Genomic DNA, 17,320 nt, shown 5'->3' with positions numbered 1-17,320 from the left:
CGGTGCTACCAGTGGTCCTTGGAGTCGGGGACCATGCGCCGGACCGACTTGGCCCCGCACCGGGCGGCGGCCGCGCAGACGGTGGCCGCCAGCAGCGGCGCCGTGCGCCGGCCGGCCAGCAGGAACCGCTGGTTGTAGACCGTGTCGGGGCACCAGCGGTACTTGTGCGGCTCGTCGCCGCGCATCAGGCTCAGGACCCGCCCCTCCCCGGCGGAGGCGACATGCTCGGTGGACGCGCGCAGCAGCATCGTCGCCACGTCCACCTTCCGCTCCCGCAACCCCGGGTGGAAGCCGTACATGTAGTCGCCCAGCAGCCTTCCCGACAGCAGATGCAGGTCGACCGCCACCACCGCGCCCTCGAGCAGGAACTCCGTCACCGAAGCCTGACCGGAGCGGGCCATCGGGACCACCGACCGCACCAGGTGCTCCAGAAACTGCGGCCGGGTGTGCTCCGGTGTCATCTTCTTGCCCTGCCACTGCAGACGGTGCAGCTCCAGCAGCCGCCGCAGCGCCGTCTCCGTCTCGTCGTGGCCGACGACACGCCACTCGACGCCGAGCCGGCCGAGCTTGTTCACCTTGTTGCGCACCCGCTGGGCGCGCGTCGGCGGGAGCCGCTTGACCAGCTCGGTCATCGGCAGGGCGGGCAGTTCCAGGCACGTCGAGTCGCGCAGCCGGTGGCGCGGACCGCGCCAGCGGCCGTAGACCTGCTCCACCGCGCTGCCCGGCCGGACCTCCCGGAAGTCGATCAGCGCGGTGCGGGCCGCGTCGGCCAGGGCGTCCGCCAGTGCCCGGCTGCCGTCCTCGGCCTCCTTCTCGTCCAGCAGTACGTCGCAGAAGTCGGAGATGGCACCGCCGATGGGCACCAGCTTCGGCAGTGGATGCCGTACCCGCATCAGCGGTGCGGCGGCCACCAGTTCACCGCCCCGGCGCACCAGGAACAGCCGCAGCCCGTCAGGGGTGCCGTACGAGAGCCACCAGGAGTGCAGCCAGGCGTGGCTCTGGAACGGTGTCGCCGACGGGCAGGCATCGTGCAGCCGGCCCCACTGCTCCGCCAGCCCGGCGAAGGTGCGCTCGTCGGTGCAGAGTTCCACCGAGAGCGTATGGCCGGACGCGGTCATCCGAGGGTCCCGCGGGCGTCCGCGGCGAGTGTCGGGGCGGGCACCGTCGCCTGTCCCGGGCCGTCGTCGTCCGCCGCCCGCCGCGGTCGTGCCAGCAGGACGAGGCCGCCCAGCAGACCTCCGGCGCACGCACCCACGAGCGAGGTCAGCTTCCAGGACGCGGACGACGGTTCGGCGGGCCTCATGGCGCGAGCGAGCGGTTCGAGCCGGATGCCGGTGCCGGCCTTGTTGTGGGCCGCCTGCGTGACCAGAGCGCCGGACACGGCGTTGGCGATGTCCGCGGCCTGGGCGGGGCTCGACGAGATCGCCGAGACCGAGACCATCGGTGCGTCCGGCGAGGTCGCGACCTGCACGCTCTTGCGCAGCGTCGCGGCCGGTACGCCCGCCTCGACCTGCGCGTCCCCGAGCACCGCGAGCTGCGGGGCCACCCGGCCGTAGGCCTGCGCGAAGCCGAGCGCGTCGGCGCAGTCGACGTCGGACCGGCCCGCCGCGACGGCGACGACGGAGCTCGTCGCCGTGTACTGCGGCGGCTTCGCCACTCCGTACGCGCCGCCGGCCACGGCACCGAGCAGCGCGCCGGCCGGCAGCAGCCACCACGAGGGCAGCCGCTTCACGCGGGCACGCTCACGGCGCGACAGGCGGGCACGCTGAACGGGGTTGTCGGTCATGGAGAACTCACTTCCAGGGTCGAGCCGGCCAGAGCGGCCGTGTAGACATCCATCAACTGCCGGGCGCTGCACGCGATGTCGTAGCGGTGCACGGCGTCCGGGGCGGATCGCTCGCCCGGCCCCGCCGCCCGCAGCCGCAGCAGCTCCCGTACATAGGCCCCGGTGCCGCCGGTGACGCGCCGGGCGCCGGGTGCCGCGTCCGGCGGCAGGTCCTCGACGGCGGGGCAGCTCGCGTAGAGCACGGGCAGCCCGGCCGCCAGCGCCTCCACCACGGCCAGCCCGAACGCCTCCTGCGGCGACGGCGAGACGAGCACATCCATCGCCGACAGCAGGTCGACCAGGCCGGGTGCGCCGTCGCGGGAGTCCGGCAGATACGGCCGCTCGCCCGTCAGCACCACCCGGTCCGCGACGCCCAGCGCCCGCGCGGTGCGCCGCAGCGTCTGCTCCTCGGGCCCGCCGCCCACCAGCAGCAGCCGTACGTCACCGGGCAGCCGGGACAGGGCGCGCAGCAGCAGGTCGAAGCGTTTGCCCGGGGCGAGGCGTCCCACCCCGCCGACGACGTATGCGTCCTCGGGCAGCCCGTAGTGCATCCGGGCCTCCTTGCGGGCCACCTCGTCGAAGCGGAACCGGGGTGCGTCGATGCCGTTCGGGATGACGCGGATGCGTGCCCCGGGCACGCCCCAGTGACGCAGCCGCTCGGCCACCGTCGGTGAGACGGCGACCGTGGCGCGGCCCAGGCGCTCGCCGGCCAGGTACAGCCCGCGGACGCCCGCGGTCAGCGGCCGGCCCTCCAGCACGGAGTCGCCGATCGAGTGCTCGGTGGCGACGACGGCCCGGACTCCCGCGAGCCGCGCGGCGATCCGGCCGTAGAGGCAGGCCCGGTACAGGTGGGTGTGGACGAGGTCGTAGCCGCCGGTGCGGATCAGCCGGGTGAGGCGGGGCAGCGCGCCGAGGTCGCGGTTGCCGCCCATGCCGAGGTGGATGACGCGGACACCGTCGGCGGCCAGGCCCGCGGCGACGGGGCCGGGGTTGGTCAGGGTCACCACGTCGCACTGCGCGGGAAGGTGACGCAGCAGCAGGCGCAGCTGCTGTTCCGCTCCGCCGACGCCGAGGCCGGTGATGATGTGCAGGGCCCTCACACGGCCTCCACGGAGCGGCCGAAGAACCGGGCCAGGCGTCGCTTCAGCTCCAGCCGTGCGGCGGTGTCGATCTGCCCGACGTGGATGCGGGGCAGCGCGAAGTCGCCGCAGCCGTCCGGGCCGGGGGTGATCGCGCAGGCGTAGCGGTAGCCGGCCAGCCGCACGGCGGCGGCGACGCGCTCGTCGAGATACCCGTACGGGTAGCAGAAGCCCTCGACGTCGCTGCCGGTGATCCCGGCGAGCAGATGGCGGCTGTCGTTGACCTCGGAGTGCAGCACCTCGTCGGTGGCCTTGGTCAGGTCCAGGTGGGTCAGACCGTGCGAGGCGATCTCCATGCCCGCGGCCACGGCACGGCGGATGCCGTCCACGTCGAGCAGCGGCTTGCGCGGTCCGAGCGGCTCCCAGGCGTTCTCGCCGCCGAGCCGCCCGGGCAGCACGAACACGGTCGCCGTGAAACCCCAGCGGCACAGCACGGGCAGCGCGTCGCCGGTGAAGTCGGCGTATCCGTCGTCGAAGGTGAGCCCCACCAGACCGCGCTCGGTGCCCCGGGCGCGCGCCGCGAGCAGTTCCCGCATGCTCACCCCGCGCAGGCCGCGGCCGGACATCCAGGCGAACTGGCGGTCGAGGCGGGCGGGGGTGACGGTGACGTTGTACGGGTCGTCCGGGCAGTCCGAGACGGAGTGGTACATGGCCACCCAGACGGCGGGACCCCGCTTGGACCGTCTTCTCGCGGACGATCTGGGATCCGGTTCGGTCTTGCGCGGTACAGCGGAGACGTCAGCGACCATGGCCCAGCTTTCGTGTGACGGAATGACGGAGAGACTGCGCGAGGGGAAGCAGAAGGGACCGGGCGCCCGCCGCGTCGAGGACCCAGGACAGCAGCAGGAAGACGACGGTCACGCAGATGCAGCAGGCGGCGACGGCCGCAGCGGGCGAGGCGAACAGCCCCGCGACCAGCAGCCCGGCTCCGGTGGCGCACACGGCCGCGCACACCGGCCGGACGAGTTCGGCGACGACCCTGCGCACGCGCACCGGCACATTGCGGGGCCCCAGGCCGTGCAGCATGAGCAGCGCGGTGAGGGTGATGCCGGTCGCGTTGGCCGCGGCGATGCCGCAGGCACCCCAGGGTCGTACGGCCCAGGCGCCGATGACGACGGTGGCGATCGCGCCCACGCCCATCGCGCCCAGCGGGAACCAGGTGGTACGGCCGGCCGCGAAGTACGACCGCACGAGCGCCCCGACCAGCGTCTGCCCGAGCAGGCCGGCCGCGTAGACCCGCATCACGGCGGCGGTCGCGGCGGTGTCCTGCGCGGTGAACGCCCCCCGCTGGAAGAGGAGTTGGACGATCTGCGGCGCGCAGGCCACGACCACCGCGGCGCCGAGCAGGACGAGACAGGCCATCAGCAGCACGTCCCGCTCGACCCGGTCCCGGGCCCGCCGCGTGTCGCCCTCGGCGATGGCCTGCGCCACCACCGGGAAGGTGACGATGCACACCATCATGGACAGCGACATCGGCAACTGCGCCACTTTCTGGGCGTAGTTGAGGTGCGAGATGGCGCCGGCGGGCAGCGTGGACGCGAAGTGCCGCTCGATGAGGACCTGCGACTGCCGGCACAGGGCGAACAGCAGAACCGCACAGACCAGCCCCGGCGCGAGCGGCCGCCCCCCGTCGTCCTCGTACCCACGGTCGTTGCGGCCGGGCCGCCCTGCGATCCGCCGCGCCAGCGACGGAGTCTGTACGGCGACCATGAGGCACCCGCCGAGGGCGACCCCCAGAGCGGCGGACCGCACGCCCCAGTGCACACCGAGGACGAACATCGTGGAGATGATCGCGACGTTGTACGCGATGTAGATCGCGCCGGGCGCCAGATACGAACGGTGGGCGCGCAGCGCCGCACTGCAGTACCCGGCGAGCCCGAAGCTCAGCACGCAGGTCGCGGTCAGCCGCGTGCAGGAAATCGCGAGCGACGGGTCGGGCAGACCGGGCGCGAGGGCGGAGACCAGCAGCGGCGCCCCGGCCACGAGCGCGGCGGCCGTGGCGGCGAAGGCGAGGCACAGCCGCGGCAGCGAGGCGGCGACCAGGGCGCGCACCGGATCGGGGGTACTGTTCCCGAGCGCCCGCCGGGCCAGCGCCACGCTGAACGCGGGAACCAGCACGAACGCCATGCCCTCCTCGATCAGCAGGGTCGCCGCGAGTTCGGGCACGGTCCAGGCCACCAGGAACGCGTCTGTGTCCGCGCCGGCGCCGAAGAGATGCGCGAGCGCCTGGTCCCGTGCCAGGCCGAGGACCGCCCCGGCCATGGACAGCGCGGCGGACAGGAGCGTCGCCCGGGCCAGGAAGCGGGCCGAGGGGGTGTCCGCCTGCCGGGCGGCGGGAGCACCGGTGAGGCCGTCGGCCGCCGGCGCGCCGTCCGTGCCGGTGGCGTCGGTCGCCTCGGAAGCGCCCGCGGTGCGTGCGGGTCCGGGGTTCATCGCGGGTCCGATTCCGCGACGGGGCCCGAAGGGCCCTGAAGGGGCGCGGGGCTGGGTCCATTTGCGGCTCCGCCGCGAGGGGGGTCCCCCCGCTCGAGCGAAGCCGAGAGCGGGGGAGCGACCAGCAACGACGGCGCTGCGGACGGCCGACGGCACATCGCGGTGGAGCCGGCAAAGTGCCCCGCCAGCGACCACCAGGCGGCGACGCCGAAACAGACGGCCGTCACGGTGGTGGAGGGGCCGCCGATGTCGGAGTACAGGAAGTTCACCAGCTGCCACAGCAGCAGCCCGCACGCCGCGAGCGCGCAGTCCCGGGCGTGCGGCGCCCGCCGCAGCCGGCGCAGCGCGCCCACCAGCAGGGCCAGCCAACTGCCCGCGACCGTGAGCAGACCCAGCAGGCCCTGCTCGCTCAGGAGCAGCATGTACATGTTGTGCGGGGAGAGCAGGGGCTGGCGCCGGAAGGCCTGGCCATCGCCCTCCGTGTCGCTGCCCGAGGACAGCGCGAGCGAGGCGTGGGAGTCCCGGTAGGCGGGAAAGGCCTTCAGACCCACGCCCCGCACCGGGTGCTCGCGCCACATGTCGACGGACGCCGCCCACATGGTGTAGCGGTCGACGACCGACTGGTCCGGTGCGCCGGCGACCTGGGTGATGCTGGTCAGCCGCTCCTGCAGCACCGAGCCGCCCACGCCGAACCCGCCCACCAGCACCACGCAGGCCGCGGTCGCCGCCGCGAACACCTTCAGCGCCCGCCGCACCCCGGCCAGCAGCAGCTGCGCCCCGCAGGTCACGGCCGTGGCGATCCAGGCGCCCCGGCTGAAGGACAGTGCGAGCGGCACGAGCAGCACCAGCGCACCACCGGCTGCCGCCAGCCGCTGCCGCCGGGCTCCCGTCCCGAGCGCGAGACCGGTCAGCACCACCACTCCGGCGGCGACGACGGCCGCCATCCCCATCACGTCGTGCGGCCCGAACGTGCCCACCGCCCGGATGTAGGCCCCCTGGTACGAGGCCCCGGTCCCGGTCAGGTACTGGCGCACCCCGACCGCCCCCTGCCACAGCGCGAGACCGGCCAGCGCCCACAGCACCAGCCGGGCATCGCGCCGGTCGCGCACCAGCAGCACCATCGCGAGCGGGACGAGCACGAACACCTGGAGGTAGCGGGCAAGTCCGGTGACCGCGTCGCCGGTTGTCACCGCGCCGGTCGCGGAGACCGCGATGCCGACCACGGGCAGTCCGAGCACGACTGCCGCCGTCCGCGTCAGCGGGCGCCGCGCCCCTCGTACGGTGCACACGACGGCCCAGAGCACGACCAGCCCGCAGGCCGCGTCGGCGGGTGTGGCGCCGCTGTCCGTCTCGGCCGGCAGCCCGAGCAGGGCGATCACCGCCAGGACGGGCAGCACGGGAGCGGCCCGGCGCAGCGCCGCGAGCTGCGGCACCAGCGGTACGGAGGCCGCCGAGGTAGTGCTCACCCGCGCTCAGCTCCCCGTCGGCCGTACGAACAGGACCGCCGTGCGCGCCAGGATGCAGATGTCCTGCCACAGCGACCAGTTGTCGATGTACGCGTTGTCGAAGCGGCACCGGTCCTCGATGGAGGTGTCCCCGCGCAGCCCGTGGATCTGGGCGAGCCCGGTGATCCCGGTCGGCATCCGGTGACGCTCCCGGTAACCCGGGTAGGTCTGGCTGAACTTGGCGACGAAATAAGGCCGTTCGGGCCGCGGACCGACCAGGCTCATGTCTCCGCGGCAGACGTTCCACAGCTGCGGCAGCTCGTCCAGTGAGGTGCGGCGCAGGAACTGGCAGAAGCGGCTCATCTCCTGCTCGTTCGCCACGCTCCAGCGGGTCGCCGCCTCGTGCGCGCTGGCGGGCCGGTGGGTGCGGAACTTCAGCAGGGTGAACGGCCGCCCGTCCTTGCCGATCCGCTCCTGCCGGAACAGCACGCCGGGCCCGTCCATGACCCGCAGCACCGCCGCGCACACCAGCAGCACCGGGCAGGCGAGCAGCAGCAGCGAGCCCGAAAGCACCGCGTCGAGCACCCGCTTGCCCACGCCGACCCGCCGCCGTCCGCGCCCCGGGCACAGCAGCCTGCGCGGGAAACCCGCCAGATGCCCGCCCGCTTCGCGGCGCCCGCCGAGGCCGTACGAGGGCGCGTCCGCGTCCAGCTCCCACACCACGCAGCCGTACGCGGCGAGATCCCGCAGCAGAGCGGTCTTCTCCACCCGGGTGGCGGCGCCCACGACGAGCACCGTCTCCACACCGTTCTGGATGACGGCCCGACGCGCCGCCTGATCCGTGGTCAGCAGTGGCAGCTCGGGACCCTCACCGGGCCGGGCGAGGACGTCGAGGCCGTCGCCGACCACGCCCACCGGCCGTACTCCGCAGCCCGGCTGGCGCAGCAACGCGGCCGCGACCTTCCGGGCCGCCGCGACCGGACCGACCACCAGCGCGGGATCGGGCAGCCGCCGCCGTGCCCGCCGCCCGTGCACCGCCGCACGGCCCGCACAGGCCGCCGCGCACTGCACGGCGAACGCGCTGACCAGTACGGCCGGCGGGAGCGGCCGCAGCGGCGAGAGCGACCCGACAGCAGCCCAGCCGACGGCGATCCGTCCGCAGACGGCGGGAAGTTCGTCCAGCACACCGCGCACGAGGGAGCCGTCGTACAGGCGGGCCCGCCGGTTCAGCCCGACCACCCCCAGCACCAGCAGGGCGACGACCAGCGGATACCTCGGGAACCCGGGCACGACCAGGACTCCCAGCACGGCGGCCCCGCCGTCGACGAGCGGCAGGGTCACCCAGAAGGCCCGCCGCGGCCGGCTCTCTCTCCGTCCGGCGGGCAGTCGACGTCCGGCTGCGGGGCCGCGCGGGGCGAGAACGGAGACAGCGCGCTCTGCCGCCCGCGGCTGCTGCCCCGTAGGAGGGGGAACGGTACTTTCCGCAGTCATCTGGTGATGCACTTCCTGCTCTAGTTGGGTACGGCGACCGGCGCGAGAACGACGCCGTGGAGTTCGCCGAGCAATTCGCGGTACACGTCGGTCACGGCGTCCGCCGCCTGCCGCAGGTCGTGGGCGGCGAGCACATGCCGGCGGCCCTGCGCGCCCAGCGCCGCGCGCAGCGGCTCGTCCCGCAACAGCGCCGTCAGCGCCCGCGCCAGCGCACCGGGGTCCTCCGGCGGCACCAGGCAGTACGGCAGCTGCTCGGGCGGCAGGCTCTCGCGCGCCCCGTCCACGTCCGTGACCACGACCGGCCGGGCGCATGCCATCGCCTCCAGCGGGGCGAGCGCCATGCCCTCCCAGCGGGACGGCAGGACCACGACGTCGGCGGCCCGGTACCAGGGGGCCGCGTCGGGCGCGGCACCGGCGAACACCACCGAAGCGGGCGCACAGGAGCGCAGCCGGTCCGCGTCCGGGCCCTCGCCGACCAGCACCAACCGGGCCCCGGGCAGCTGCCGTTCCACCTCGGGCCAGGCCTGCAGAAGCACGTCCTGCCCCTTCTGGCGGCACAGCCGGCCCACGCACACGACGAGCGGCCCCGGCCCGGACCGGGAGTCGTCCCCCTCCGGCCGGAACCTGAGCGTGTCCACACCGTTGGGGACCACCCGCCACGGGGCGTCGACCCCGCGCCGCTCCCCGGTCCGCCGCTCCGCCTCGCTGACGCACACCACGCGCGTCGCCCACCGTGCCCCTAACCGCTCCCAGCCCAGCGCCAGACGCGCGACGACTCCCTCGGCGGCCTCGAACGACCAGGCGTGCGGCTGAAAGACGGTCGGGAGACCGCCGCGTACGGCCAGCCGGGCCGCGAGTCCCGCCTTCGCGCTGTGCGCGTGCACCAGGTGCGGCCGCGCCTCGCGCAGGATCCGGGCCAACCGCCGTACCTCGCCCGGAAGTCGGTGCCCCGGCGAGCGGGTCGCGTCCCAGCGGAGCACCGTGCAGCCGGCCGCGTGCAGAGCCTCCGTCAGCGTGCCACCCTCCGGACAGGCCACGGTCACCCGCAGCCCGGCGGCGAGCTGAGCCGCCACCAGGTCCGCCACGACCCGCGCGACACCGCCCTCGACGGGCTGGGCGACATGCAGGATGTGCGGCACGCGTGGGGAAAAACGCATGGGAGAGGATGCCCTTCCGAACAAAAGAGTCCGAGCCGGGGCCAGGACGTGCGGCTCGTGCTTCTTGATATAAAAACCCGCACCCGTTCGAGAGCGTGAGGTTCGTTGTTCAACCGGCATCGCTGAAATCACGAGGTGAGCCACTCTAGCCGCTCACCCGTATTTATCTGCGAACCGGTCATCTGTGTCGGAATGGTGGCGTTTCCATGAGCTATTTGTCGCCCTGGATCACCCGTTTGGAGTTACGGCAACGGCAACAGGGTTTCCCGGAAGCCGCACTCTCGTTAGGCCGGTCGAAGACGACTTACGAAAGAAAGGCACACGATGAAGACTCTGAAGGCTGCCGCCGTCGTAGCCGGTTCCCTCGCCCTTGCCGGTGTCGCCGTGCCTGCCGGCGCGGCGGACATGCCGGCCGGGGGCCTGATGGACAGCGGAAAGACGGTTGCGAGTGGCGTCCCCACGGCAGCCAAGGTGTCGACGGGCTTCGTGGGCGACAACGTCGGCCAGGTGGCGCAGAGTGTGAAGGACAGCGTGAAGGGCAGCATGAAGGAGGCGGGCATGAAGGGCCCCGTCGTCGGCGGCACCCTGCCGAACCCCGCCCTGCCGGCCACCGCCGCCGACGGCAAGCTGCTGGGCGGGCTTCCGGTCGGCAAGTAGCGTTCGACGATTCGGGTCGGCTCCGCATTCCTCGGAGTCGGCCCTTCGGCATATATGGGGGGCGTATTGCGAGCACACTTCGCGCGCTGGGCCAAACGAACGATCCAGGGTGACCGCAGGCGGCAGTGTGCCGTTGTTCCCATTGGAACGACCCGCTGGAGCGCCTTTCCCTCCTTGTTGGCGCGCTCTTCGTCGGCTGTCTCCTGACCGCGGGGCCTGTCTGTATCTGACACAGACGGGCCCCGCGCGTTTTTGTGAAACCAGCGGAACGAAGGCGATGGAAAAGCCGATGGCGGCCCACCGGAGTTCCGGCGGACCGCCATAGGGGTGAAGTGCGGCTCAGAAGATGATGCCGCCCGTGTACGGGGCGTTCTGCGACTGGTCGACGGCCGCCGTGTTGCATGCGGCGTAGTGCGAGTTCGGGGCCGCGACGCCGCCGAGGACGGCACCGTTGGACCACGGCGCGATGCAGCGACCATCGATCAGCGAGCCGTTGACGACAGCGATGCCCTGCTGGGGCTGGTTCACGACGATCGGGGACTGCGAGAAGCCGCTTCCGCCGGTGACGGTGGTGTTGGAGTCGTTGGCCGCGGCGGCGCCACCGGCCGCGAGCACGAGGCCCGCGGCGAGGGCGGTAATGACCGTAACCTTGTTACGCATGGGATGCGCCTTTCGGTGGGGCGGTTGGGATTTCCGTGCTCCGAGTTGCTTGGAGCAGGTCAGAAGAGCAGTCCGCCCGTGTACGGGGCGTTCTGCGACTGGTCGATCTTCGCCGTGTTGCATGCGGCGTAGTGCGAGTTCGGGGCCACGACGCCGCCGAGCACGGAACCGTTGGACCACGGCGCGACGCAACGGAGGTCGACGGCCGAGCCGTTGACGACGGCCACTCCCTGCTGGGGAGCGTTGACGACGACCGGGGACGACGAGAAGCCGCTGCCGCCCTTGACGTCGGTGCAGTCCTCGGCCGCGGCGGTGCCGGCCGCCGCGAGGACGAGGCCCGCGGCGAGGGCGGAAATGGCCGAAACCTTGTTACGCATGAGTTGCGCCTTTCCGGGCTGTTTTGGGTGTTGCACCTGCTCCGAGTTACTCGGGACAGGGTCAGAAGAGAATGCCGCCCGTGTACGGGGCGTTCTGCGACTGGTCGACGGCCGCCGTGTTGCACGCGGCGTAGTGGGAATTCGGCGCGACGACGCCACCGAGCACGGATCCGTTGGACCACGGGGCGATGCAACGACCGTCAACGAGCGTCCCGTTGACCACCAGAACGCCCTGCTGGGGGGCGTTCACTACGACCGGCGACTCCGCGAAGCCGCTGCCGCCCTTGACGGTGGTGTTGTTGTCGTTGGCCGAGGCGAAACCGACGCTGCTGACCATAGCGCCGAGGGTGAGGGCAGTGATGACCGCGAACTTCCTGGGCAACTTAGTTCCTTCCTCAATTCACGGTTGCGCACGCTTGCATACCAGGAAACCTTGATATGCGCCTATAAGTCACGGGACGGGCGCCTAAACAAGGTTTATTCCGTCGGATGGCGCAATGCCGCAGGTTCCTGGGGGTCGGGCCGGAATGGATCCGGAATCCATATGGCGTAAATGAAGGACAATCCGAAAAGGGAACGGGCGTCGACATGGGTCCGGCCCACCGGAAGGAGGAGGGCCGGTGGGCCGGACAAATGCTTCGTATGGGGGCTTCCGCCGGTACGGCCGGCTCCTACGGTTTCCGTCTCGTCACTTGCTGAGCAGGTTCCCCAGCCCGGCGGAGGTCGGCGCCTGCAGCGGGTGGACCTGAACGACGCCGTTTCCGGCCGGGTTCTTCACCGGAATCGTGGGCTTCTTGGAAGCGTTCGGGTCCATACCGTCGAGGTAGACGCCCGAGACGCCCGGCGTCTTCTGCTTGTCGAAGGCGCTACCGTTGGCGAGTTTGCCGTTCCGGGCCAGCCGCGACACGACGTCGGCCGCGGGCACCACCGCCGGAGTCACCTTGGTCGGGGACATGAGACCGAGCAGGCCGCCCGACGCGGCCGGTGCGGCCGGTGGGGTGGCGGCCGACGCCGCGACGGCGGACCCACCCACGAGGCCCGCGCCGATGGCCAACGCCGCAGTGGTGAAAATTGCCTTCTTCATGATTCACCTCGGTTTGAAAGTTACCTCTGAGCCGACGGCTGGAGAACATAGCAGTCCAAGCCCTCCGTAAAAGCGATGCGTTACTCCATACGCATGAAAGTCAGAGGGGTGAACAATGCTTTGCTTACGGTGTCGTCAAAGGGATTCACATGGTCGGTGAATCAATTCATCGTATGGTGGGTGCGGTTTCGACCGGATGGGTAGTGTGAAAGAGGAATTCCAGCGGTGCAGCCGGTGCTTCGGCCGGGGCGGCCGCTTCGCGGCCCTACCCTCACCGCCATGACCGCCGACAGCGCCCAGCCCATGCCGACCGCGCCTCCTGCCCTCGCCACCGGCAAGTCGCTCACCTGGTCGGAGGAGTTCAACACCCCCATCGCCTGGGGGACCAAATGGGTCGGCGACAGAACCAGCGCCTACCGCTACGGCAACCACAATCCCGACGACAACAAGCTCGACTGGCTCAGCCCCGGCTGTGTGACCGTCTCCGAAGGCGTGGCCACCTTCACGGCCACCCCGGCCGGCCACACGCTCGAGAACGGCCGGCAGGCCTGGCACACCGGACTGCTCACCACCGAGTACTCCGCCGAGGGCTTCCAGGTGCGGACCGGTGACTACGCCGAGACCCGGGTCAAACTGCCGTCCGGGACCGGTGCCTGGCCGGCGCTGTGGACCTGGAAGGACGGCGGGAACGAGGTCGACTCCTTCGAATACCACCCCGACAACCCGAACCTGCTGGAGCTGTCCAACCACGTCAACCACGCCTGCGCCTATCACACCGATGCCGACACGATCGCCCCGGACGAGTGGGTGACCATCGGCAGCTGCTACGGCAAGCACTCCGTCGACTGGTACGTCAACGGCGAACGGGTCTTCCGCGACGGCACCGGAGTGGGCGCCCACTGGTCGGCGTACCTGATCCTCAATCTGTCGCTGAGCGCCGGCCAGTACCACCCGGCCCCCTCCGGTCCGGGCCCCCTCACCTTCGCCGTCGACCACCTTCGCGTCTACCGCTGAGTGTTCTCGAAAGGAGCCCCCATGCGTGTACTGCCCGCACGGCGTCTCGCGTCCGTCGCTCTCTGCGCCGCCCTGCTGGTCGGCATCGCCGCCCCGGCCGCCATCGCGGCCGACTCCGCACCGGAACGCACCCGCACCTCGTCCCGCGGACCCGTCCCCGGGGCGGACCAGCTGCTCCCGCAGGTAAAGAAGCTCGGCGACCTCGGCAGTGTCCTCACTCCCGTCGCCAGACTGCTCAACGCCGTACTGAAGGCCGACGGCGGCCAACTGTCCGTCGTCGAGGCGCAGAAGCTCGGCGACGCCGTGAAGGACGCCATCGCCAAGGCCTTCCCGGCGACCACCAAGGCAGTCAAGGGTGACACGCTCACCGCGCTGAAGAAGGCGGTCGACGCCCTGCTCTCGGCCGCCACCTCCGGTGACGCCGACAAGGTCCCCCCGGCCGTCAGCAGCATGGTGACCGCCTTGAGCAAGGTGCTCGCCACGGCGACAACGGCCGGGTGAACCTCGCCCGAGCCGTCGGTCATTCGGGTGAGAAGGCGGCGGGCCGTTCGGCAGCCCGTCGATAAGGTCGCGCGATGACCTCAACCCCAACCGAAGCGCGCTCCTTCCGCATGACCGACCTCGGCACCCTCGTACTGCTGCCCTGGAGCGGTGCCGCCGCCGACGGAGGCGACCTGCCGTATCTGCTGGCCTACTCCCTCGGGGACGCCGACGGCGGTCCGCAGACGACGTCCGCCGCGGTCGAGGGACTCCTGGCCGGCAACGGGCTGCGGGTCGGCGGGGGCCTCGTCGACGCCACCGCCGGGGCCGGGATCGCCGTCAGCCTGTTCGTCGAGGCCGGGCAGGCCTTCGTCACCATGCCGCAGCTGGGCGCCCGGTGCGCCGCTCCGCCGGAGTGGCTCGCGGCGGTCGCCGAACGCGGCTACGCCTACCTCGTGTTCACCACCCGCCCCTGGCCGGAGGGCAGGCCGGGCCGGCCGATCGAGCCCGCGGCGCTGGCCGCCTTCGCCGGCGCCGAGCAGACCCTGAGGGCCGCTGCGCACGTGCTCCTGCCGGCGCTCACCCCGCGCTGAGCGCGTCGTCGGCAGGCCGAGCCTGACCCGTTGGTGGGATTTCTTGACGATCTGACGCACCGGCTCCGCCGACGTTCCGCCCGGGCACAGCATCGTATGGACGTACTGGTGTTGATCCTATGAGGGAGCGAGCCATGGTCGTCCGTGCCGGTGGAGTACCGATGGGTGGGGAGCAGCGGGCGAGGCCGGCGATAAGGCGCCGGGTGCTCGCCTCCATCGCCGCTTTCGCGCTCGCGCCCGTCCTCGTCGCCTCGCGCGTCCCGCGGCGCGCAGCCGGCTCCGAGGGTGCAGCGGAGTCGGCCTTCGACGAGATCTACCGCGGCCGTCGCATCCGGGGCGCCCTGGTCACTCCCACCGGACCCCGCGCCGGCGGCCACGCGTGGCAGGTCACCGTGGACGGCCACCCGCTGCATCTGATGCGTCGCTCCGACGGCACCTGGCTGAGCATGGTCAACCACTACAACTCGTACCCGACCTCGCTGGAGGCGACCCGGGCCGCCGTCGACGAACTCGGCCCCGGGCAGCGGCTGCGCGACCTGGCCCCGGGCCCGCTCGGCGGACCGCACGGGTCCATGCACATGGGGGAAGACCATGGCGTACGTGCGTAAGGACGTGAGCAGGCTGACCCCCGACGAGCGGCGGCGGTTCGTCAACGCGCTGCTCCGGATCAAATGGCGGGGAGAGTACGACGAGTTCGTGCGCATCCACATTGCGTACTACACCTCCGACGGTGAGAGGGGCCTGCGTTCCGCCCACATGGGGCCGTCCTTCCTGCCCTGGCACCGCCGCTTCCTGCTGGACCTGGAGCGGGCGCTGCAACGGGTCGACGAGTCCGTGACGGTGCCGTACTGGGACTGGACGCGGGACCGTTCGACGATGTCCGTGCCCTGGACCGACGACCTCCTCGGCGGTAACGGGCGCCCCTTCGACCGCCAGGTCGTCACCGGGCCGTTCGCCTATGTGCAGGGGTACTGGCCCATCAGGGAAGGCATCATCGACGCCCTGTTCCTCACCCGGGACCTCGGCCGCGCCCACGACCCCATCGAGCTGCCGACGGAGGAGGAACTCGAGACGGCGCTCGCCGACCCGGTCTACGACACCGAGCCCTGGGACTCCACCTGTGAGGAGGGGTTCCGCAACAAGCTGGAGGGATGGGGGACAGGGGAGGACAGCGACGCTCTGCACAATCACAACCTCGTCCACCGCTGGGTCGGCGGTGCCATGGTCGGTGGCGCCTCCGTCAACGACCCCGTGTTCTGGCTGCACCACGCCTTCGTCGACCTGCAGTGGACCCGCTGGCAGCAACGGCACCGCAATGGCGCACCGCACTATCTGCCGGCCTATCCGCCCGGCCCGCGCAGCGGGCAGCGCGGACGCATCGTCGCCCGGCACGAGCCGATGCCGCCGTGGGGCGTGTCGCCGGACGAGATGGAGGACGTGAGCGGGATCTACCGGTACGCCTGACCGTGCCCCGCGGGAGCTTCCGTCTCAGCCCAGCCGGCGTACCGGTGCCCCGTCCAGGAACGCGCGGATGTCCTCCACCGCCTCCCGGTAGTACGTCTCGTAGTTCGCCTGCGACACATAGCCGAGGTGGGGTGTGGCGAGCAGGCGGGGAGCCGTGCGCATCGGGTAGTCGGCGGGGAGGGGCTCGATGTCGAAGACGTCGATGCCCGCGCCGGCGATCCGGCCCTCGTGCAGGGCGGCGAGCAGGGCGTCCTGGTCGACGATCGCGGCGCGGGAGGTGTTGATCAGGTAGGCGGTGGGCTTGAGGAGGGCGAGTTCGGCGGGGCCGAGCAGGCCGCGGGTGCGCTCGCCCAGGGCCAGGTGGACGGAGACGTAGTCGCTGCTCGACAGCAACTCCTCCTTGGAGGCGGCGAGTTCGACACCCACCTCGTCGGCGTACTCCTTGGTGAGGTTCTGGCTCCAGGCGCTGACGTGCATGCCGAAGGCGGTGCCGACCCGGGCGACGCGGCTGCCGATCTTGCCGAGGCCGAGCAGTCCGAGGCGGCGGCCGTGCAGGTCGGCCCCCACCGTCTGCTGCCAAGGGCCGCCGGAGCGCAGGGAGTTGCTCTCCTCGACGATGCCGCGGGCGAGGCCGAGGAGCAGGGCCCAGGTCAGTTCGACGGGCGGCGTCGAGGTGCTCGCCGTGCCGCACACGGTGACGCCGTGCGCCTCGGCGGCGGCGTAGTCGATGACGCTGTTGCGCATGCCGGAGGCGACGAGCAGCTTCAGCCGGGGCAGGCGGGCGAGCAGCGAGGCCGGGAAGGGCACGCGCTCGCGCAGGGTGACGACGATGTCGAAGCCGGACAGGCCCGAGGCGAGCGCGTCCTCGGTGTCGAAGTGTTCGGAGAAGGAGACGGTCTCCACCCGGTCGGCCACGGGTGACCAGTCGGCGAGCTCCGTCGCCACCTGCTGGAAGTCGTTGAGCACAGCGCAGCGCAGCCGCACGGCGGGTCCCTTTCGTCGGCGCGGTCGGGTGGCAGGGCGTGATCAGCAATGGTCGCGCATGAGCGGATCCGCGAGCCACCCGAGCACGCGTAGATCAAGTAAGCCTTTAAAGATTGCGCAATCCGAGAACCATTACACTCGCCACTCCATGCCGCAGGCGTTCAACCAACGGGGGGAGATCCATGCGGTTCGTGTGTGTGCGGGCGATGCTCGTGACCGGTGTGCCGGCCGCTGCCGCGGCCCTGTTCCTGTTCCTCGGGTTCGGGGTGGGGGCGTTCGCCGGGCGGCCCTACGTCGGACAAGGGCTGATCACGGCGGGGCTGATCGCCGGGGCGGTGGCCGCCGGGACGGCCGTCGGTGACGTCGCCTGGTTCCTGATGGCCGCCCGCGGCCGGTCCGAGCCGGACGACGCGGCGGCAGCGGGCGCCGAGACGGAGGCTCGGGCACAGCCGGACACCTAGCAGGAGCTGTCCGACGGGTCGGCTCGGTGTCGCGGGGGCACCCCTAGACTGGTCCG

The 17,320-nt window shown here is 71.9% G+C and carries 20 protein-coding genes; 7 read left to right on the top strand and 13 right to left on the bottom strand.

Annotation, left to right across the window (positions count from 1 at the left end; translation table 11 throughout):
- Nucleotides 1-5 precede the first annotated feature (5 nt).
- From EDD92_RS17895 to EDD92_RS17860, 8 genes are read right to left on the bottom strand one after another with little or no spacing between them, the layout of a single operon-like run.
- A complete protein-coding gene (locus EDD92_RS17895; RefSeq protein ID WP_123965261.1) occupies nucleotides 6-1,118 on the bottom strand; it encodes a GNAT family N-acetyltransferase in 1,113 nt (370 codons plus the stop codon).
- Nucleotides 1,115-1,786 carry a lipopolysaccharide biosynthesis protein gene (locus EDD92_RS17890; protein ID WP_123965260.1) on the bottom strand — a complete coding sequence of 224 codons (672 nt, stop codon included), beginning with the start codon at nucleotides 1,784-1,786 and terminating at the stop codon, nucleotides 1,115-1,117. The genes EDD92_RS17895 and EDD92_RS17890 overlap by 4 nt, the downstream gene beginning before the upstream one ends.
- Nucleotides 1,783-2,925: a glycosyltransferase gene (locus EDD92_RS17885; protein ID WP_123965259.1), complete on the bottom strand. Its 1,143-nt coding sequence runs from the start codon at nucleotides 2,923-2,925 to the stop codon at nucleotides 1,783-1,785. Before EDD92_RS17885 ends, EDD92_RS17890 begins: the two co-directional genes overlap by 4 nt.
- Nucleotides 2,922-3,713 carry a polysaccharide deacetylase family protein gene (locus EDD92_RS17880; RefSeq protein ID WP_123965258.1) on the bottom strand — a complete coding sequence of 264 codons (792 nt, stop codon included), beginning with the start codon at nucleotides 3,711-3,713 and terminating at the stop codon, nucleotides 2,922-2,924. The genes EDD92_RS17885 and EDD92_RS17880 overlap by 4 nt, the downstream gene beginning before the upstream one ends.
- Nucleotides 3,703-5,397, bottom strand: a complete 1,695-nt coding sequence (gene murJ / locus EDD92_RS17875) for a murein biosynthesis integral membrane protein MurJ (protein WP_123965257.1) — start codon at nucleotides 5,395-5,397, stop codon at nucleotides 3,703-3,705. The genes EDD92_RS17880 and murJ overlap by 11 nt, the downstream gene beginning before the upstream one ends.
- The gene (locus EDD92_RS17870; protein ID WP_123965256.1) at nucleotides 5,394-6,863 is read right to left on the bottom strand and encodes an O-antigen ligase; all 1,470 of its coding nucleotides are present in this window, start codon (nucleotides 6,861-6,863) and stop codon (nucleotides 5,394-5,396) included. Before EDD92_RS17870 ends, murJ begins: the two co-directional genes overlap by 4 nt.
- 6 nt (nucleotides 6,864-6,869) lie before the next feature.
- Nucleotides 6,870-8,333: an exopolysaccharide biosynthesis polyprenyl glycosylphosphotransferase gene (locus EDD92_RS17865; RefSeq protein ID WP_123965255.1), complete on the bottom strand. Its 1,464-nt coding sequence runs from the start codon at nucleotides 8,331-8,333 to the stop codon at nucleotides 6,870-6,872.
- 20 nt (nucleotides 8,334-8,353) lie between these two features.
- Entirely contained in the window at nucleotides 8,354-9,490 is a 1,137-nt protein-coding gene (locus EDD92_RS17860) for a glycosyltransferase (RefSeq protein ID WP_123965254.1), read from the bottom strand.
- 324 nt (nucleotides 9,491-9,814) lie between these two features.
- Between EDD92_RS17860 and EDD92_RS17855 the strand changes: the two genes are divergently transcribed.
- The gene (locus EDD92_RS17855) at nucleotides 9,815-10,147 is read left to right on the top strand and encodes a hypothetical protein (protein WP_123965253.1); all 333 of its coding nucleotides are present in this window, start codon (nucleotides 9,815-9,817) and stop codon (nucleotides 10,145-10,147) included.
- Between the two features lie 339 nt (nucleotides 10,148-10,486).
- On the opposite strand, the gene EDD92_RS17850 is transcribed toward EDD92_RS17855, so the two are convergent.
- The 4 genes from EDD92_RS17850 to EDD92_RS17835 all read right to left on the bottom strand — a co-directional run bounded on the left by EDD92_RS17850 (nucleotide 10,487) and on the right by EDD92_RS17835 (nucleotide 12,268).
- Nucleotides 10,487-10,807, bottom strand: coding sequence for a hypothetical protein (locus tag EDD92_RS17850; protein ID WP_123965252.1), 321 nt, complete (start codon nucleotides 10,805-10,807; stop codon nucleotides 10,487-10,489).
- A gap of 59 nt (nucleotides 10,808-10,866) precedes the next feature.
- Nucleotides 10,867-11,184 (bottom strand): hypothetical protein, encoded by a 318-nt coding sequence (locus EDD92_RS17845; protein WP_123965251.1) that lies wholly within the window; start codon nucleotides 11,182-11,184, stop codon nucleotides 10,867-10,869.
- Between the two features lie 61 nt (nucleotides 11,185-11,245).
- The gene (locus EDD92_RS17840; protein WP_123965250.1) at nucleotides 11,246-11,566 is read right to left on the bottom strand and encodes a hypothetical protein; all 321 of its coding nucleotides are present in this window, start codon (nucleotides 11,564-11,566) and stop codon (nucleotides 11,246-11,248) included.
- A 306-nt stretch (nucleotides 11,567-11,872) separates the two neighbouring features.
- Nucleotides 11,873-12,268 (bottom strand): hypothetical protein, encoded by a 396-nt coding sequence (locus tag EDD92_RS17835; RefSeq protein WP_260326584.1) that lies wholly within the window; start codon nucleotides 12,266-12,268, stop codon nucleotides 11,873-11,875.
- 279 nt (nucleotides 12,269-12,547) lie between these two features.
- Here EDD92_RS17835 and EDD92_RS17830 point away from each other — a divergent pair, with 279 nt between their 5' ends.
- The 5 genes from EDD92_RS17830 to EDD92_RS17810 all read left to right on the top strand — a co-directional run bounded on the left by EDD92_RS17830 (nucleotide 12,548) and on the right by EDD92_RS17810 (nucleotide 15,819).
- On the top strand, nucleotides 12,548-13,282 hold the full coding sequence (locus EDD92_RS17830; RefSeq protein ID WP_123965249.1) for a family 16 glycosylhydrolase: 735 nt from the start codon (nucleotides 12,548-12,550) through the stop codon (nucleotides 13,280-13,282).
- A 21-nt stretch (nucleotides 13,283-13,303) separates the two neighbouring features.
- Nucleotides 13,304-13,783 carry a hypothetical protein gene (locus EDD92_RS17825; RefSeq protein WP_123965248.1) on the top strand — a complete coding sequence of 160 codons (480 nt, stop codon included), beginning with the start codon at nucleotides 13,304-13,306 and terminating at the stop codon, nucleotides 13,781-13,783.
- 74 nt (nucleotides 13,784-13,857) lie between these two features.
- A complete protein-coding gene (locus tag EDD92_RS17820) occupies nucleotides 13,858-14,355 on the top strand; it encodes a DUF5949 family protein (RefSeq protein ID WP_123965247.1) in 498 nt (165 codons plus the stop codon).
- A gap of 134 nt (nucleotides 14,356-14,489) precedes the next feature.
- Nucleotides 14,490-14,963: a tyrosinase family oxidase copper chaperone gene (locus EDD92_RS17815; RefSeq protein ID WP_123965246.1), complete on the top strand. Its 474-nt coding sequence runs from the start codon at nucleotides 14,490-14,492 to the stop codon at nucleotides 14,961-14,963.
- A complete protein-coding gene (locus EDD92_RS17810) occupies nucleotides 14,947-15,819 on the top strand; it encodes a tyrosinase family protein (protein WP_123965245.1) in 873 nt (290 codons plus the stop codon). Before EDD92_RS17815 ends, EDD92_RS17810 begins: the two co-directional genes overlap by 17 nt.
- Before the next feature lie 24 nt (nucleotides 15,820-15,843).
- Here EDD92_RS17810 and EDD92_RS17805 read toward each other — a convergent pair whose 3' ends face one another.
- Nucleotides 15,844-16,803, bottom strand: coding sequence for a D-2-hydroxyacid dehydrogenase family protein (locus tag EDD92_RS17805; RefSeq protein ID WP_123965244.1), 960 nt, complete (start codon nucleotides 16,801-16,803; stop codon nucleotides 15,844-15,846).
- 182 nt (nucleotides 16,804-16,985) lie between these two features.
- Between EDD92_RS17805 and EDD92_RS17800 the strand changes: the two genes are divergently transcribed.
- Complete coding sequence (locus EDD92_RS17800) at nucleotides 16,986-17,264, top strand: hypothetical protein (protein WP_123965243.1); 279 nt, start codon at nucleotides 16,986-16,988, stop codon at nucleotides 17,262-17,264.
- Nucleotides 17,265-17,320 lie beyond the last annotated feature (56 nt).

It is taken from the genome of Streptomyces sp. TLI_185 (genome assembly GCF_003814765.1).
In the GTDB taxonomy this organism is placed as follows: domain Bacteria; phylum Actinomycetota; class Actinomycetes; order Streptomycetales; family Streptomycetaceae; genus Streptomyces.
The sequence above is the reverse complement of the archived record's forward strand: the minus strand, read 5'-3'. Positions and strand labels throughout refer to the sequence as shown.

Coding starts and splice junctions, on each gene's coding strand:
- EDD92_RS17860 (WP_123965254.1), bottom strand. CDS start 9,490: ATGCGTTTTTCCCCACGCGTGCCGCACATCCTGCATGTCGCCCAGCCC.
- EDD92_RS17830 (WP_123965249.1), top strand. CDS start 12,548: ATGACCGCCGACAGCGCCCAGCCCATGCCGACCGCGCCTCCTGCCCTC.
- EDD92_RS17895 (WP_123965261.1), bottom strand. CDS start 1,118: ATGACCGCGTCCGGCCATACGCTCTCGGTGGAACTCTGCACCGACGAG.
- EDD92_RS17820 (WP_123965247.1), top strand. CDS start 13,858: ATGACCTCAACCCCAACCGAAGCGCGCTCCTTCCGCATGACCGACCTC.
- EDD92_RS17835 (WP_260326584.1), bottom strand. CDS start 12,268: ATGAAGAAGGCAATTTTCACCACTGCGGCGTTGGCCATCGGCGCGGGC.
- EDD92_RS17855 (WP_123965253.1), top strand. CDS start 9,815: ATGAAGACTCTGAAGGCTGCCGCCGTCGTAGCCGGTTCCCTCGCCCTT.
- EDD92_RS17850 (WP_123965252.1), bottom strand. CDS start 10,807: ATGCGTAACAAGGTTACGGTCATTACCGCCCTCGCCGCGGGCCTCGTG.
- EDD92_RS17880 (WP_123965258.1), bottom strand. CDS start 3,713: ATGGTCGCTGACGTCTCCGCTGTACCGCGCAAGACCGAACCGGATCCC.
- EDD92_RS17800 (WP_123965243.1), top strand. CDS start 16,986: ATGCGGTTCGTGTGTGTGCGGGCGATGCTCGTGACCGGTGTGCCGGCC.
- murJ (WP_123965257.1), bottom strand. CDS start 5,397: ATGAACCCCGGACCCGCACGCACCGCGGGCGCTTCCGAGGCGACCGAC.
- EDD92_RS17810 (WP_123965245.1), top strand. CDS start 14,947: ATGGCGTACGTGCGTAAGGACGTGAGCAGGCTGACCCCCGACGAGCGG.
- EDD92_RS17815 (WP_123965246.1), top strand. CDS start 14,490: ATGGTCGTCCGTGCCGGTGGAGTACCGATGGGTGGGGAGCAGCGGGCG.
- EDD92_RS17890 (WP_123965260.1), bottom strand. CDS start 1,786: ATGACCGACAACCCCGTTCAGCGTGCCCGCCTGTCGCGCCGTGAGCGT.
- EDD92_RS17845 (WP_123965251.1), bottom strand. CDS start 11,184: ATGCGTAACAAGGTTTCGGCCATTTCCGCCCTCGCCGCGGGCCTCGTC.
- EDD92_RS17825 (WP_123965248.1), top strand. CDS start 13,304: ATGCGTGTACTGCCCGCACGGCGTCTCGCGTCCGTCGCTCTCTGCGCC.
- EDD92_RS17865 (WP_123965255.1), bottom strand. CDS start 8,333: ATGACTGCGGAAAGTACCGTTCCCCCTCCTACGGGGCAGCAGCCGCGG.